General features: G+C 62.4%; 12 protein-coding genes and 1 tRNA gene. 10 read left to right on the top strand and 3 right to left on the bottom strand.

Annotated elements, in window-relative coordinates:
• On the bottom strand, positions 1–1,197 hold the full coding sequence (locus HV753_RS26170) for a M20 aminoacylase family protein (RefSeq protein WP_175177503.1): 1,197 nt from the start codon (positions 1,195–1,197) through the stop codon (positions 1–3).
• Positions 1,198–1,273: 76 nt separating this feature from the next.
• On the opposite strand from HV753_RS26170, the gene HV753_RS26165 reads away from it, so the two are divergent.
• Entirely contained in the window at positions 1,274–2,977 is a 1,704-nt protein-coding gene (locus HV753_RS26165) for an AMP-binding protein (protein WP_175177502.1), read from the top strand.
• A 7-nt stretch (positions 2,978–2,984) separates the two neighbouring features.
• Here HV753_RS26165 and HV753_RS26160 read toward each other — a convergent pair whose 3' ends face one another.
• Positions 2,985–3,860 (bottom strand): inositol monophosphatase family protein, encoded by an 876-nt coding sequence (locus HV753_RS26160; protein WP_175177501.1) that lies wholly within the window; start codon positions 3,858–3,860, stop codon positions 2,985–2,987.
• A gap of 144 nt (positions 3,861–4,004) precedes the next feature.
• Here HV753_RS26160 and mnmC point away from each other — a divergent pair, with 144 nt between their 5' ends.
• The 6 genes from mnmC to HV753_RS26130 all read left to right on the top strand — a co-directional run bounded on the left by mnmC (position 4,005) and on the right by HV753_RS26130 (position 11,368).
• Positions 4,005–5,873, top strand: a complete 1,869-nt coding sequence (mnmC, locus tag HV753_RS26155; RefSeq protein ID WP_175177500.1) for a bifunctional tRNA (5-methylaminomethyl-2-thiouridine)(34)-methyltransferase MnmC2/FAD-dependent 5-carboxymethylaminomethyl-2-thiouridine(34) oxidoreductase MnmC1 — start codon at positions 4,005–4,007, stop codon at positions 5,871–5,873.
• Positions 5,874–6,143: 270 nt separating this feature from the next.
• Positions 6,144–8,369: a glycoside hydrolase family 31 protein gene (locus HV753_RS26150; protein WP_175177499.1), complete on the top strand. Its 2,226-nt coding sequence runs from the start codon at positions 6,144–6,146 to the stop codon at positions 8,367–8,369.
• A 226-nt stretch (positions 8,370–8,595) separates the two neighbouring features.
• Positions 8,596–9,684 carry a methionine ABC transporter ATP-binding protein gene (locus tag HV753_RS26145; RefSeq protein WP_175177498.1) on the top strand — a complete coding sequence of 363 codons (1,089 nt, stop codon included), beginning with the start codon at positions 8,596–8,598 and terminating at the stop codon, positions 9,682–9,684.
• Positions 9,641–10,294, top strand: a complete 654-nt coding sequence (locus HV753_RS26140) for a methionine ABC transporter permease (protein WP_175177497.1) — start codon at positions 9,641–9,643, stop codon at positions 10,292–10,294. Before HV753_RS26145 ends, HV753_RS26140 begins: the two co-directional genes overlap by 44 nt.
• Positions 10,295–10,350: 56 nt before the next feature.
• On the top strand, positions 10,351–11,148 hold the full coding sequence (locus HV753_RS26135; RefSeq protein WP_175177496.1) for a MetQ/NlpA family ABC transporter substrate-binding protein: 798 nt from the start codon (positions 10,351–10,353) through the stop codon (positions 11,146–11,148).
• A gap of 144 nt (positions 11,149–11,292) precedes the next feature.
• Positions 11,293–11,368: transfer RNA gene (locus tag HV753_RS26130), tRNA-Lys, on the top strand.
• Positions 11,369–11,452: 84 nt separating this feature from the next.
• Here the strand turns inward: HV753_RS26130 and HV753_RS26125 are convergent.
• A complete protein-coding gene (locus HV753_RS26125; protein WP_175177495.1) occupies positions 11,453–12,346 on the bottom strand; it encodes a LysR family transcriptional regulator in 894 nt (297 codons plus the stop codon).
• A 141-nt stretch (positions 12,347–12,487) separates the two neighbouring features.
• On the opposite strand from HV753_RS26125, the gene HV753_RS26120 reads away from it, so the two are divergent.
• The 3 genes from HV753_RS26120 to HV753_RS26110 all read left to right on the top strand — a co-directional run bounded on the left by HV753_RS26120 (position 12,488) and on the right by HV753_RS26110 (position 15,402).
• Positions 12,488–13,423, top strand: a complete 936-nt coding sequence (locus tag HV753_RS26120; protein WP_175177494.1) for a 3-hydroxyacyl-CoA dehydrogenase family protein — start codon at positions 12,488–12,490, stop codon at positions 13,421–13,423.
• Between the two features lie 120 nt (positions 13,424–13,543).
• The gene (locus tag HV753_RS26115) at positions 13,544–14,134 is read left to right on the top strand and encodes a TRAP transporter small permease (RefSeq protein WP_175177493.1); all 591 of its coding nucleotides are present in this window, start codon (positions 13,544–13,546) and stop codon (positions 14,132–14,134) included.
• Positions 14,131–15,402 (top strand): TRAP transporter large permease, encoded by a 1,272-nt coding sequence (locus tag HV753_RS26110; protein ID WP_175177492.1) that lies wholly within the window; start codon positions 14,131–14,133, stop codon positions 15,400–15,402. The genes HV753_RS26115 and HV753_RS26110 overlap by 4 nt, the downstream gene beginning before the upstream one ends.
• Positions 15,403–15,457: the final 55 nt, after the last annotated feature.

The following is a 15,457-nucleotide window of genomic DNA, read 5'->3' as shown; positions in this document are numbered from 1 at the left end:
TCAGGCTTTGGCCAGACGCTTCAGTGCCAGTTGGACCCAGTACGTGCCGCCCAGCGGCAGCAGTTCGTCATTGAAGTCATAGCTGCCGTTGTGCAGCATGCACGGGCCCAGGCCATGGCCGCTGTCGCGGTGGTCGCCCGTGCCATTGCCGATCCAGACGTAGCAGCCGGGCAGTTCTTGCAGCATGAACGCGAAGTCTTCCGCGCCCATGGTGGGTTGCACGTGATCGTTGACGTTGGCGTCGCCCACGATGTCGCGCAGCACGTCGGCACAGAACGCGGCTTCTTCGGCGTGGTTGATGGTGGGCGGATAGTTGCGCTGGAAGGTGAAGTCCACTTCGCAATCCATGGCTGCGCAGGTGTGGCGCGTGATCTCTTCCATACGGCGTTCGATCAGGTCCAGCACGTCCAGCGTGAAGGTGCGCACCGTGCCGCGCAGTTCGGCGTGGTTGGGCACCACGTTGTCGGCGCTGCCAGCGTGGATCTGCGTGATGCTGAGCACCGCGGCATCCAGCGGATTGCGGTTGCGCGTGATGATGGTCTGCAATGATTGCGCCAACTGCACCGCGGCCATGACCGGATCGATGCCCAGATTAGGCATGCCGGCATGCGTGCCCTTGCCTTTGACGACGATCGAGAATTCGTTGCTGGACGCCATGATGGGGCCGGGCGTCAGGCCGAATTGACCGGGCTTCATGCCGGGCCAGTTGTGCATGCCGAATACGGCTTCCATCGGGAAGCGCTTGAACAGGCCGTCGTCGATCATGCGCTTGGCGCCACCGCCGCCTTCTTCAGCGGGCTGGAAAATCACATAAACGGTGCCGGCGTAATCGCGGTGCTGCGACAGGTATTGCGCGGCGGCCAGCAGCATGGCGGTGTGGCCGTCATGGCCGCAGGCGTGCATCTTGCCTTCGTTCTGGCTGGCGTGCGCGAACGTGTTGACCTCTTGCATGGGCAGCGCATCCATGTCGGCGCGCAGGCCCACGGCGCGATCGCCGGGCTGGTTGCCGCGGATGATGCCGACCACGCCGGTGCCGCCCAGGCCGCGGTCGATTTCAATGCCCCACTCTTCGAGCTTGGACGCCACGACGTCGGCGGTGCGGAATTCCTCGAAGGCCAATTCGGGATGCGCGTGAATGTCACGGCGGATCTTGGAGATATCGTGATGCCAGGCGACGATGGGTTCGAGCAGTTTCATGGGGGAAGTCAGGCGGAATAAGGGAACGCAACAAGGTTATCATCAATCAAAAATCTATTTAATGGAGACAACTACCATGAAGCGTCCGTGGCTTGCCCATTACCCGCAGGGGGTTCCGGCGGAGATCTCCACTGAGGGTTATTCCTCACTGGCCGACTTGCTGGACCGGGCCTGCAAACAATACGCCTCGCGCATCGCCTGCACGGCCATGGGCAGTGACATTACCTATGCGCAGCTGGACCAGCATGCGCGCGCGTTCGCGGGATGGTTGCAAAGCCTGGGCTTGCCCAAAGGCGCCCGGGTGGCGCTGATGATGCCCAACGTGCCGGCGTATCTGGTGGGCATGCTGGGTACGCTGCGCGCCGGCTTTGTCGTGGTGAATGTGAATCCACTGTATATGGCCGACGAGCTTGAACGCCAATTGCAGGACAGCGGCGCGTCGGTCATTCTGATCCTTGAAAACTTCGCGCACACCTTGCAGGCCGTGAAGAATCGCGGGCAACTCAAGCATATCGTCGTGACCGGCCCGGGAGATCTGCTCGGCGGCCTGAAAGCGCCGATCATCAATTTCGCCGCCCGCCATATCAAGAAGATCGTGCCGGCGTGGCGGATTGATGACGCGCATCCGCTGTCGAAGGTGTTGGAGGCTGGCGCGCGCGCGCCGTTCACGCCGCCCGTGCTGAGCATGGACGACGTGGCGGTGCTGCAATACACCGGCGGCACGACCGGCGTGCCCAAGGGCGCCATGCTGTCGCACGGCAACTTGACGGCCAACGTGTTGCAGACGGAAGCCGTGGCGCAGCCCGCGCTGCATGACCTGTCGGGCTCCCAGATCACCATCATCAGCGCGCTGCCGCTGTATCACGTGTTCGCCATGATGCTGTGCGGCTTGTATGGCATGTACGCGGGCATGCGCAATGTGCTCATCATCAACCCGCGCGATCAGCCTTCGTTGATCAATGCGTGGCGCAAGGTGCCGATCAATGTGTTTCCGGGCGTCAATACGCTGTTTAACGCGCTGGCGCACAATCCGGATTTCGCGAAGCTGGATTTCTCTGCCTTGCGGTTGACGCTGGGCGGCGGCATGGCCGTGCAACAGCCCGTGGCCGAACGTTGGCTGAAGATCACCGGCAGGCCGTTGATCGAAGGCTATGGCTTGTCGGAGACGTCGCCCGTCGCCACGGCGAACCCCACCAATGCCACGGCCTATTCAGGTTCCATCGGCCTGCCGCTGCCGTCCACCGACGTCGCGATTCTTGATGACGCCGGTCACGAAGTGCCGTTGGGGGAGCGCGGGGAAGTGGGCATCCGCGGGCCGCAGGTCATGCTGGGGTATTGGCAGAAGCCAGAGGAAACGCGGCAGTCCATGACGGCCGACGGATTCTTCCGCACGGGCGACATTGGCATCATGGATGAACAGGGCTATACGCGCATCGTGGACCGCAAGAAGGACATGATCGCGGTGTCGGGATTCAAGGTCTATCCGAACGAGGTCGAGGCGGTGGTGGCGGAACTGCCGGGCGTGCTGGAGTGCGCGGCCATCGGGGTGCCGGACGAACACTCGGGCGAAGCCGTCAAGGTATTCGTGGTGAAGAGCGATCCATCATTGACCGAGGCGCAAGTGCAGGATTGGTGCCGCGAAAAACTGACGGGCTACAAACGTCCGCGCTTCGTGGAGTTCCGCGATGAATTGCCCAAGAGCAACGTGGGCAAGATCTTGCGCCGCGAGCTGCGGCCTGATGCGCCGGCCGCCGTGCCGACAGGCACGACGACAGCCTAGGCTCGATTCAACCGGGCGCGTCCAGATGGGGCGCGATCATCTCGTGCAGGGCGCGTTCGATGGCGGGGTTGCCCGCTACGACGCGCCCGCCAATTGGCCACGGATCCAGCTTGTGCATGTCTGAACAAGCGCCACCCGCTTCGCGCAGGATCAACGTGCCGGCGGCTACGTCCCACGGCGCCAGGCCCATTTCCCAATAACCGTCGTAGCGGCCGCAAGCCGTCCACGCCAAGTCCAGCGCAGCCGCGCCCATGCGGCGCACGCCGCGCGCGCGCTTGATGGCGTCGTTCAGCATGGGCATGTATTGACTGGCGAAAGAAAAGTCTCGAAACGGGAACCCCGTTGCCAGCACGGAGTCTTCAATCGTCTGCGTGCGCGAACACTTGATGCGGCGGCCGTTCAACCACGCGCCGATGCCGTAGACCGCGGTGAACAGTTCTTCACGGCAGGGGTCGTACACCACGCCGATGACCGGCGTGTCTTCCGTCATGGTCTCGCTGGCCGAAATGGCGGTGCCCGCATGAGCGATCAGCGCGATCGACACGGCGTAGTGCGGGATGTCGTGCAGGAAATTGGTGGTGCCGTCCAGCGGGTCGATGTACCAGGTGGCCTTGCCCTGGGGCTTGCCGCCGGTCTCTTCGGCCACGATGCCGAACGCGGGCGTGCGGGCCTGTAGTTCCTGGATAATGACGGCTTCGGCCTCGCGGTCAGCCTGCGACACGAGATCGTTGCGCGCCTTGCGGTCGATCACGAGATCCGCTCGGTGGTGCGCGTAGGATTGCAGGATGGCTGCGCCGCCATGAGCCGCAGTGACGGCCGCGTCGATTGCGGCGCACAGGTCTATGGGCGAGGCCTGCGAACGGGGCTGATCATAGGTATCCATGTAATCCAGTGTAAGCCCATGTATGCGTCAAATTTGAGGCAGCGGCCTGAAACACGGCCTTCGCGTGGTGTCCATCCAACGCCTGCACGGCAGACGCTCGATAATTCGTCTTTGTCTCAACCCTGATTGTTTTCCCGGGATTCCATGTCCGCGCCCTATGTTCCCTTGACGCCCGCAGTGGTCGACTTCGACGCTGACGGCAAGCTGTACAACTCCCTGAGCAGCGATGTCCATCGCTCGCCGTCAGGCGCGCTGGGGCAGGCGGAACATGTATTCCTGCGCGGCAACGGATTGCCCGAACGTTGGCGCGGCCGGCGCGAATTCACGGTGTGCGAAACGGGGTTTGGCCTGGGTTGGAACTTCTTGACGCTATGGAAGGCCTGGCGCGATGACCCGCAGCGATCCGCCACGCTGCATGTAGTGTCGCTGGAAGCCCATCCGTTCACGGACCCGGATCTGTCGGCATTGTTGGCGCGTTTCGCGCCTGCGCCCTTGGCGGATCTGGCGCAACGCCTTGCCGCGCAGTGGCCGGCGCTGTTGCCGGGGCTGCATCGTTTGGAATTCGAGAACGGCGCGGTCACGCTGACGCTGGGTTTCGGGGATGCGCAGGTGCTGGCGCCACGCCTGAACGCGCGGGTCGACGCATTCTTTCTGGATGGGTTCGCGCCCGAGCGCAATCCGCGGATGTGGGCCGAACCGCTGTTGCGCGATCTGGCCGCTCTGGCGGCGCCGGGGGCGACGGTGGCGACTTGGGCTTGCACGGGCGCGTTGCGGGATGGCTTGCAGACGGTGGGTTTCGATATCGAACGGGCATCGGAGCAGGGTGGCGAATGGCCAATGACGGTGGGTGTGATTCGGGCGGAAGGCCGCGCGGCGGCGGCTCCAGGCATGGAAGCCGGCCATGCCGTGGTGGTGGGCGCGGGGTTGGCTGGCGCGGGGATTGCGCAAGCGCTGGCGGGGCGCGGTTGGCGCGTGACGGTGCTGGACGCCGGGCGCGCGCTGGGTGCGCCCGCGCACGCTGGCCATCTGGCCGCGGCGCTGACGCCGGTGGTGGCGCGAGATGACAACGCGCGGGCGCGGCTGTCACGTGCGGGCAGTCAGCGCGCGCTGGCCCGTTGGCAAGGTTTGGCCGGCGATGCCGCGCCACGGGTATGCGGCACGGTGCAGGTGGAACGTGATGCGGGCAAGTCGGCCGCGCTGGCCGGCACCCTGGAAACCCTGGCGTTTCCGCGCGATTGGGTACGTCAGGTGGATCGTGACGAGGCCAGCGCCCTGGCCGGTTTGCCGCTGGCGCGTGGCGGTGTGTTCTTTGCCCAGGGCATGCTGGTGCAGCCCAATCGCCTGATCGATGCCTTGTTGGCAACGGCCGGCGTGACGTTGTTGCCGGGCAAGGCGGCGCGCGTGGAGCCTGCCGCACAGGGCTGGCGTGTGCTGGACGAACAGGGGGCCGAGCTGGCGCAAGCCCAGACGGTCATCCTGGCCAATGCGGCGGGCGCGCGCGGCGTGCTGGCTGACAGCGGCCTGCTGGAACCGTTGCCGCGGGTGGCGCAAATGCACGCGCTGGCAGGCGAGGTGACGCTGGTGCCGCCTGCGGCGTTGTCGGGCGGCCCGCGCTGCATCGTGGGCGGGGAAGGGTATCTGCTGCCGGATGTGGGCGCCGGCTGCGTGGTCGGCAGCACGTATGTGCATGACGCGACCGACGCGCGCATCAGCGCCGATGGGCAGCGCGTCACGCTGGGCAAGGCGGCGGGGCTACTAAGCGGTCACTTCCCGGACTTTGACGCGCTGGTTCCAGGCAGTCTGCCGGGCTGGGCGGGCTGGCGTGCCGTCTTGCCGGGACGCTTGCCGGCGGTGGGCGAATTGCCGCATGCTCGGGGCGTGTGGCTGGCCATCGGCTATGCCTCGCGAGGGCTGTCCTGGTCGGCGCTGATGGGCGACCTGATCGCCGCACGCCTGGCCGGCGAGCCGTCACCATTGGAAACCGATCTGGCCCAACTTATTTCTCCTAGGTGAAAAAAAGTCAGGCCGGTGACGGGCCCCGAGGCCAGGTGGCGTAGAATTGCAGTAATTGCCAGGATTTGGCGCCAAATAGGCCGCATTGGCCTCAAAGTTGGCGTTTCGGCGGCTCGCGGGCATCAAGGCCGATGGACGCTCGCCGAGGGCTTTATGACCCCTTTTATGGATGGGATTTCCGTCCAAAAGAGGGACCGAGTTTATTTCAAAGCTCAAATCCGTCAAAATAGCGTCCTTTGATGGTTTTTGGCTTAAGCCGGGGGATGCTCTGTGCCGCCCAAGTTCGACTTTGCCCATACTACCCAGCTCGACAACATCGAGCTGCTGACGTCCCGCCCCAGTCGCTTCGATTTCGATGCGGGCGATGGGTTGCACCTGGTAGTCGAGGCGCATGCGCCTGGTGTTTTTCGCTTGCGCTTCGGCGAGGCAAATCACCTGAATGAAGATAAGCCCAGCGCGCGCGCGCGCGCCGTGGCGGAAATGCTGCTCGCGCGCCAAGAGGCCGTGGGCGAAGCCGCCATTGCCCCTCGCGAAGGCGGGGATGGCTGGCGCATTACCCAGGGTGATGTCGCCCTGGAGATTCAATCCAACCCCGTGCGCGTTGCGATCTATCGCAACGAAGAACGGGTGTTCGAGTCCGAGGTTTCCGTGCATACGCCCGCATTCGGGCATAACGCGCTGGACCAGGACGATGACGCGGTCTGGTCGGCGGGGTTCACCTTGCAGGGCGACGATCGCGTCTTCGGCCTGGGCGAAACGCCGGGCGACTTGAACCGCCGCGAGGAATCGGTTGTTTCCGATGACCCCGAGCATCGCGCCTTGCCGTTGGCATGGAGCCCGCGCGGCTGGGGTGTCTACGTGAACACGATGCGCCGCGTCGAGCACGCAGTGGGTGTTGCGCCCGCGGATTCCGCCTATGTGCTGACCGTGGACGACGCCGTGCTGGACCTGTTCCTGTTCGCTGGCGAACCCGCGGAAATCCTGAATCAATACACTGCGCTGACTGGCCGCGCCGGCCAGCCCGTGCTGTGGGCGATGGGCGCGTGGCTGCAACAGGCCACGGGCGAAATGCCGACGCAAACGGTGGCCCTGGTGGCCCGCATGCGCGAAAACCAGATTCCGGTGGATGCCGTGACCCTGGCGCAGCCTGCGGCCTGGGGCTTTCAGGCGGACAAAGCGGTTTTTGAATGGGACGCCCAGCGTTTCCCGGACGCCAAGCAGATGCTGGCGCTCTTCCATAAGCACAACGTGCATGTTTCGGCCTCCGGTTTCCCCGGCGTGCTGAAAACCAGCCCGTTGTTTGAAGAACTGGAAGACCGCGGCTGGTTGCTGACCAAGGAAGATGGTTCGGCCCAGGTGTTCGACGGCATCCCCGCCACATCGGGGCAGCCGTACGGCTTGCTGGACCTGACCTATCGCGACATCTACAACCAGTGGGTCGAGCGCCATCGCCAATTGGTCGAAGACGGCCTGGACGCGCCCGCGTGCGACGCCCAGATCGCCATTCCCGACGGCGTGATCGCCCGTAACGGCGAAACTGGCCCGGCCCTGCGCACCATGTATCCGCTGCTGGTGCGCCGCGCGCTGTTCGACGCCGTTGCCGGCCTGAAGGTGCCGCCGGAAGGCGTGGTGCCCAGTTCCGACCTGTTCCCCGCCGCGCAGCGCCTGCCGTGGCAGGTGGGGCCGCAGGTGGACAACACCTGGAATGGCTTGCGCCATACCTTGCGTACCGCCTTGTCGATTGGGGCCAGTGGTGTGCCGGTGCAGGTACACGGCATCGGCTCCGCCGCGCGTGACCGCTCGGGCATGACATCCGAGCTGTATCTGCGTTGGCTGACCATTGGCGTCTTCTCGGCGAACTTCTCCTTCCAGGGCGTTGAAGGCCTGATGCCTTGGGACTTCGACGAAGAAACGCTGGCCCAGGCCAAGACCTGGATGCAGTGGCGCTATCGCCTGGTGCCTTATGTGTTGGGCGCCATCGAGGACTCCGCGCGCACCGGTTTGCCGGTGCAGCGTTCCATGGCCCTGTCGTTCCCGAACGATCCGCATGCCCACGAATGGGACCTGCAATACCTGCTGGGCCCGGCCCTGCTGGTGGCGCCGGTGACCGAGCCTGGCAATCAGGTGCGGGTGTACCTGCCCAAGGGCGAGGCGTGGTGGGATCTGAACACGGGGCATCGCTACGAAGGCGGCACCACCTGGACGATCGACTGCGAATTGGGCCAGTTCCCGGTTTTCGGCCGGGAAGGGCACATGCTCTGTCTGGGGCCTGCCGCGCAGCATACGGGCGAGTTCAACTCGGCCCGCATTCTGGACGAAGTCTGGATGTTCGGCATGCCGGTGCATAACCCGGTCGTCATGCGCAACAAGATCCGCGTGATGCAGATGCAAGGCTCCAGCTACATCAAGGGGCTGGAAGGACTGCGGATCTCGCCGTCCGAAGGCCTTGAGGTCAAGCGCCGGGGTGCGGAAGTGCGCATTTCCCGAGCACGTTGACGTTAGCGTGGCCGCTTGATCGGCCACGGTAGCAAAAGGGCAGTCAGGAAGGCTTTCCTTCCAGGCTGCCCTTTACGCCTTCTGCCCGGCACCCGATTGCAGGATTCGCGATAGGCCTCGTCGGCTTGCCCCTGGGCGGCCACGGCGTTCTATATTACTTCTAGTTATAGAAAATGGAAAAAACGGTCGTTCTCTTTAGAAGAGAAAAGATACAAAATCGCTTGCCATGATTCACATCGAGAACCTATCCAAGACCTATGCCACGCCGCATGGAGAATTCCAGGCGCTGCGAGGCATCAACCTGCACATCGAGCAGGGCGAGGTCTTCGGCATCATCGGCCCCAGCGGGGCCGGTAAAAGCACGCTGGTCCAGTGCATCAATTTGCTGGAACGCCCCAACGAAGGCACGATCGCCATCGGCGGGCAGCAGCTCACGGGCTTGAACGAAGCGCAGTTGCGCGGGCAGCGCCGCCGCATTGGCATGGTGTTCCAGGGCTTTAACTTGCTGTCGCGCCGCACGGTGTACGGCAATGTCGCCCTGCCGCTGGAAATCGCCGGCGTGGCAAAAGCCGAGATCCCGGCACGTGTCGAGCGCCTGCTGGCGCTGGTGGGGCTTGAGCATCTGCGTGACCGCTACCCCAGCCAGATCAGTGGCGGCCAGAAGCAGCGCGTGGGCATTGCACGCGCGCTGGCCAACAACCCGGACGTGCTGCTCAGCGATGAAGCCACGTCCGCGCTAGACCCGGAAACCACGCACAACATCCTGGCGTTGCTGCGCGACATCAACCGCAAGACCGGCGTGACCGTCGTCATGATTACCCACCAGATGGAAGTCGTGCGCGAAGTCTGCGACCGCGTCGCCGTGCTGTCGCAAGGCGAAGTGGTGGAAGTGGGCAGCACGCGCGAAGTGTTCGCGCAGCCGCGCCACGACGTGACGCGCGGCATGGTGTCGGCCGCTACGGCGTCCGACCTGACCGACGCCACGCTGGCTGCCGTGAAAGAACGCATCGCCACGCTGGCCGCCGCCAAGCCGGGCCAGGCCGTGCGTCTGCTGCGCCTGTCGTTGACGGGAACGGATGCGTCGGGATCGTTCCTGTCGGATCTGTCCAAGCAGTATTCGCTGGACGTCGGCCTGGTGCAGGCCCGCGTTGAAGATATCCAGGGCGTGGCCGTGGGCACGATGTTCGTGCTGGCGCAAGGCACGCCCGCCGCGGTCAACGATGCGATCACCGCATTGACCGCCCGTGACATTACCGTTGAAGAAATAGCTCATGAGTCCGCAACTGATCGATCTGCTTATTACGTCGCTGCTTGACACCCTGCTGATGGTGGGCGTGGCCAGCGCCATCGCGGTGGTGATCGGCATTCCGCTGGGCGTGACGCTGACCGTGACCGCGCGCGGCAACATGCTGGAGAACCAGCCGGTCAACCACGTGTTGGGCGCCATCATCAACGCCACCCGTTCGGTGCCGTTCGTGATCTTGATGGTTGCGATCATTCCATTCACGCGCCTGATCGCGCAGACCTCCATCGGCACCACCGCCGCGATCGTGCCGCTGTCGGTGGCCGCCATTCCGTTCATGGCCCGCATCGCCGAAAACGCCATGCGCGAAGTGGATCCTGGGCTGATCACCGCGGCGCGCGCGATGGGCGCATCGCCCATGCAGATCATCATGAAGGTGCTGCTGCCTGAAGCGTTGCCCGGCCTGATCGCCGCCACCATCGTCACCGTCGTCAGTCTGATCGGCTATTCGGCAATGGCCGGCGCCATTGGCGGTGGCGGTTTGGGCGACCTGGCCATCCGCTACGGATATCAGCGTTTCCAATCAGACGTCATGGCTGCCGTCGTGATTGTGCTGATCGTCCTGGTTCAAGCGATCCAAAGCTTTGGCGATCGCTTCGTGCGCCGCCTGTCGCATCGCTGATCGCAACGGCGTCCATTCATTCTTCTCTTCACATCCGTTATTCGGGATATCGCAACATGAGCATCAAGGTTTTGAAGTCGCTGGCCGCGTTCGCCCTCGGCGCCGCCGTTTTCGCCCAGCCCGCGCTGGCTCAGGACAAGCCGCTGAAGGTGGGTGTGACCGCCGGCCCGCACGCCCAGATCTTTGAAGTGGTCAAGGCCGAAGCCGCCAAGCAGGGCCTGAATGTTCAGATCATCGAATTCACCGACTACGTGCAGCCCAATGTGGCGTTGGCGGCAGGCGATCTGGACGTCAACAGCTATCAGCACCAGCCCTATCTGGACAATGCCAACGCTGACCGTGGCTACAAGCTGGTCAGCATCGCCAAGACCGTGATTTTCCCGATCGGCATCTACAGCAAGAAGATCAAGTCGCTGGCCGAATTGAAGGACGGCGCCCGCATCGCGTTGCCGAACGATCCGACCAACGGCGGCCGTGCCCTGCTGCTGCTGCAAGCCAACGGCCTGATCAAGCTGCGTCCCGAAGCCGGCCTGAAGGCAACGCCGATCGACGTGGTTGAGAACAAGAAGAAGCTGCGCTTCATTGAACTGGACGCTGCCCAACTGCCGCGTTCGCTGGATGATACCGACGCCTCCGCCATCAACACCAACTTCGCGCTGGAAGCCGGCCTGAACCCGACCAAGGACGCCATTGCCCAGGAATCGCCGGATTCGCCGTACGCCAACGTGCTGGTCGTGCGTGAAAAGGACAAGGACCGTCCGGAGTACGCCAAGCTGGTCAGCATCTATCACAGCCCGGCCGTGAAGCAGTTCATCGAGACCAAGTACAAGGGCGCCGTGGTGGCTGCCTGGTAATTCCAGGTTCTCCTCTGCCCGCCCAAATGGAAAGCGGCTGCCTTGTGCAGCCGTTTTCCATTTGGGCGGATAGGGGGTTGTGGGCCATCGCATCAAATTTTTTGACAAGAACAAAGAAAACGGTCATAATTTCTGGCTTCGGTCGGGTTGATAGCTCAGTCGGTAGAGCAGCGGACTTTTAATCCGTTGGTCGCGAGTTCGAGTCTCGCTCAGCCCACCACCCCTGCCTTTTTGCGAAGGTAGAAAGAGAATCAAGCACCTGCGAGTGATCGCGGTGCTTTTTTTTCGTCCGTTTTTCGTCCGATCAATCCTCGCTTGCGACTTCCCTCAATGCGGATGTCAGCAATTCGGCCGGCCGGGACAGCGACCGGCCCGCGCGTCGCAGGATGCCGATGTATCGGTATAGCGGCGGATCATCGATCGCGATGCGCCGCAAGCGGCTGGTGTCGGCTCCGCGCCCGACCAACTCGGAGAGGACGGCTACGCCGATTCCTTGTGCCGCCATCGCCATGATGGTTGAGTTGTAGACCGCCTCATACGCCGCGGGCAGCGAGATCTTGTTTTTGTCGGCTGCCGCTTCAATGTGCATGCGGATGCTGCTCTCTCTGACCGGAAGGATGAGAGGCGGACCCACCAGGTCCTTGAGAGTCACCGTGTCCTGCATCGGCCACGGGTAATCCGGCGCGACAAAAGCGCAAAACCGGTCAGTCATCAACTTTTCCCAGACCAGCTCCTGATCGCGCTTGATCGGGCTTCCAATCCCGAAGTCGACCTCTCCATTGCGGATCATGTAGGTAAGACGAGAGGCGACCGTGTCTCGTATGCGGACGGTGATGCGAGGGTAGTTGCGATTCAGCCGATGTATGGCGTGCGGTAGCAGGCCTGCCGCCAGTGAGGGCAAGGCTGCGACGGTCACCGTGCCGCGTTCGGGGTCGCTGGCATCTCGGGCGTGGGTGACAAGGTCTTCAATCTCGGCAACCACGCGCTCGATTCTTGGAAGCAGCTCCAAGCCTTGCGGTGTCAGGTTTACGGATCGGCGATTGCGGTCGAACAGATGCGTGCGCAGATGCGTTTCGAGTTGCTGGATCTGTATGGTCAGAGCCGATTGCGAGATATTCAGTTCGTACGCGGCCCGGGTGAAATTGCCCAGGCGGGCGATCGCAAGAAAGGCGCGCAGTTGCTTTAGATCCCCCAGCATTGCCGAAACTCCATTCGATGCTGCGATGGCCGAACTATTGATATTTCAGAAAACTCTATTCAGTTATTTGAATTTTACCAATCACAGCCGCCTCTGTACATTGATCGCAGCACTTAACCAAGCCTGTGAACGGGACAAAAAATGAGCAGCGTCAATAAGGTGGTTGTGGTGGGCGGCGGAACCATGGGATGCGCGGTTGCTGCCATGTTTCAAGTGGCGGACTGGAGCGTCTTGGTGGTTGAAACGGACGCGAAGGCGCGTCTTGCGATTCCCGGAAAGGTGGATGCCGCGGCTCAGGCATTGGGCGCCGATGGTGGCGAAGCCCCACCCGCCATTTACGACGCGCTGGCGGATGTCGATTGGACGGGTGTCGATCTCGTCATCGAATGCGTATTTGAAAATCTTGAACTCAAGCAGGCGGTTTTTGCCGAGCTGGAAGCGCTGTGCCCAGCTCCAACGCCGTTGACCAGCAATTCGTCCAGCTTTCCGATAAGCCAGATTGCAAAGGACCTGGCGACACAACACCGCATGCTTGGCCTGCACTTCTTTATGCCGGCCCATCTGGTGCCTGCCGTCGAGGTGGTTTGCAGCGCCGTATCGGAAGCCTCCACCGCCGATCGGGTCAGCCAGATCATGCGGTCAGTCGGGAAAAAGCCGATCCGAGTCAAACGCGATATCCCGGGGTTCTTGGCCAACCGGATTCAGCATGCCTTGATGCGCGAGGCCATCGCCCTGGTCGAGGAGGACTTCGCGTCTGCGGAGGATGTGGATGCGGCTGTCCGGTATGGCTTCGGGTTCCGGTACATCGCGGCCGGCCCGCTGCTGCAAAAGGATCTGGCCGGAATCGATATTCACTGCGCCGCAGCCGCGACGATGTATCCCTATCTGCGTACTGACCAAGAGCCCAGCGCTTATATGCGCGATCTGGTGGCAAACGGGAATATCGGCGTGAAATCCCCATCGTTGCGCGGGTTTTACCAATGGACCCCCGAGCAAGTCGCGGTCGAACAGAAACGGTACGAGACGGCGCTGCTCAAGGCCGCACGCATTCTCTCGGATGAAGAGGCCAATCACTGAACTCAGCCATCGCAAGGCAGGCGCGGCAAACATAAAAAAACAATAAAGCATCTCTGCAACGCAGATTCCTATCAGACAAAAAAGGGGTGGGTTGATGAAGCGAGACAACGAGGGGGGGCTATGAACGAGCGTTCTGCCTCTCACAAGAAATTCATGGCCTTGCAGCGAACCATGAACGCCGTGAACAACGCTGCGGAAAAATGCGCCGGGCTGTTGCTGCTCGGCATGATCATTGCCATTTCGGTTTCTGTTTTTGCCCGGCTGATCTACACCTACGCCGGTATTTCCTTGTCCGCGCCATGGGCTGAGGAAATTGCGCGCTTCATGATGGTCGGGAGCGTCTTCATCGGCGGCGCGGTCGCTGCCTATCATCTGCGCCTGATCGGCGTGGATGTATTCGTCAGCCTTGTTCCCGAGCGTCTTGCCCGCTGGTTGCGACTGGTGTCCCATGTCCTGACCTTGGTGCTTGCGCTGCTGCTGGTCTGGAAATCCATCCGCTTGATCGAGCTTGGACTCAGGCAATGGTCTCCCGCGCTGGAAATGCCGATGGCCTACGTCTATTCAATGATGGCTATCGGCTGCCTGCTCATGTGCGCGAACACGCTCACGAATGCCGTGAAGGAACTGCTGAACGTAGAGTCTCCGCAGCAGGAATCGGCAGAGATGGAAGAAGCGATGGAGATAAAAAACAGCATCGAGGGGGCAATATGATCCTGGTCCTTGGCTTGTCGTTTTTCCTGATCATGCTGATAGGAGCGCCGATCATGACGGCGCTGGGCCTGTCTGCGGCGATGGCGTTGCAATCGGGCGACCGGTCGCTGCTGATCGTGGTGCAGATGGCTTTCCAGTCACTGGACTCGTTCAGCCTGATGGCCGTGCCCTTCTTCATCCTTGCGGGCCATCTCATGCAGTCGGGAGGCGTTGCGCGCCGGTTGGTCCAGTTGGCCAACGCCGTTGTCGGCTGGATTCGGGGAGGTCTGGGCGCCGTCGCGGTATTGACGTCCCTGCTGTTCGCCACGGTGTCGGGGTCGTCCTCGGCAACCACTGCCGCCATCGGCTCCGTGCTGATCCCCGAAATGGAGAAGAAGGGCTATCCAAGATCGTTCGCGGCATCGATCGCGGCGTCGTCCGGAGAGCTTGGAGCCATTATTCCGCCGTCGATTCCGATGATCGTTTATGCGTTGACGGCCAATGTATCGGTTGGGGCGCTGTTCATCGCAGGGATCCTGCCTGGGCTTCTGATCGCTGTGTCATTGATCCTGACGGTGTGCGTGATTGCCAGCATCAAGGGCTTTGACGAGGTTCGCGTAATGAGCCTGAAGGACTGGTCCAAAGGCGTGCTGGTGGCGTTGCGGGACGCGACGCTGGCCTTGATGATGCCCGTCATCATTCTTGGCGGCATCTATGGCGGCCTGTTCACGCCCACCGAGGCGTCTTGTATCGCGGTGCTCTACGGCCTGGTGCTGGGGATGTTCGTATACAAGGAAATCACGCCCAAGAATCTGCTGGGCATCTTCGGCCGTGCCGCGGTGATGTCCGCGATCATCTTGCTGATCGTTGCCTTTGCCGCTGTGTTTGCGTATCTGTTGACGATCAACCAGGTGCCGCAACGGGTGGCCGCTGCGCTCGGATCGGTGACCACCAGCCCCTTGGTATTCCTGCTGCTGGTCAACGGCATGTTGTTCGTCGTCGGCATGTTCATTGAAGCGCTGGCGGCGATCCTGATCATTGTGCCGATTCTGGCGCCCATCAGTGTGAGCTTCGGCATCGATCCCATCCACTTCGGCATGGTCGTCATTACCAATCTGGCCGTTGGCATGGTGACGCCGCCGGTAGGGGTCAATCTGTTCGTGGTGTGTGAGGTTGCCCAGCTGAAGATGCACCAGTTGGCCCGATATCTGGTGATCTTTCTGGCGGTACTGATCCTGGACATCCTGATCATCTCGTACGTGCCTGCCCTGAGTACTGCCTTTCTGTAGAGACGGACGCCGGGCGGCGGCTCGGCGTGCCCCGAAGCAAGCATGAAGTCAAAAA

Source organism: Achromobacter pestifer (assembly GCF_902859625.1).
In the GTDB taxonomy this organism is placed as follows: Bacteria; Pseudomonadota; Gammaproteobacteria; order Burkholderiales; family Burkholderiaceae_B; genus Achromobacter; species Achromobacter pestifer.
The sequence above is the reverse complement of the archived record's forward strand: the minus strand, read 5'-3'. Positions and strand labels throughout refer to the sequence as shown.

Excerpts from the sequence above, each read along its gene's own strand:
- HV753_RS26170 (WP_175177503.1), bottom strand. The coding sequence starts at position 1,197 with ATGAAACTGCTCGAACCCATCGTCGCCTGGCATCACGATATCTCCAAG.
- HV753_RS26165 (WP_175177502.1), top strand. The coding sequence starts at position 1,274 with ATGAAGCGTCCGTGGCTTGCCCATTACCCGCAGGGGGTTCCGGCGGAG.
- HV753_RS26160 (WP_175177501.1), bottom strand. The coding sequence starts at position 3,860 with ATGGATACCTATGATCAGCCCCGTTCGCAGGCCTCGCCCATAGACCTG.
- mnmC (WP_175177500.1), top strand. The coding sequence starts at position 4,005 with ATGTCCGCGCCCTATGTTCCCTTGACGCCCGCAGTGGTCGACTTCGAC.
- HV753_RS26145 (WP_175177498.1), top strand. The coding sequence starts at position 8,596 with ATGATTCACATCGAGAACCTATCCAAGACCTATGCCACGCCGCATGGA.
- HV753_RS26140 (WP_175177497.1), top strand. The coding sequence starts at position 9,641 with ATGAGTCCGCAACTGATCGATCTGCTTATTACGTCGCTGCTTGACACC.
- HV753_RS26135 (WP_175177496.1), top strand. The coding sequence starts at position 10,351 with ATGAGCATCAAGGTTTTGAAGTCGCTGGCCGCGTTCGCCCTCGGCGCC.
- HV753_RS26125 (WP_175177495.1), bottom strand. The coding sequence starts at position 12,346 with ATGCTGGGGGATCTAAAGCAACTGCGCGCCTTTCTTGCGATCGCCCGC.
- HV753_RS26120 (WP_175177494.1), top strand. The coding sequence starts at position 12,488 with ATGAGCAGCGTCAATAAGGTGGTTGTGGTGGGCGGCGGAACCATGGGA.
- HV753_RS26115 (WP_175177493.1), top strand. The coding sequence starts at position 13,544 with ATGAACGAGCGTTCTGCCTCTCACAAGAAATTCATGGCCTTGCAGCGA.
- HV753_RS26110 (WP_175177492.1), top strand. The coding sequence starts at position 14,131 with ATGATCCTGGTCCTTGGCTTGTCGTTTTTCCTGATCATGCTGATAGGA.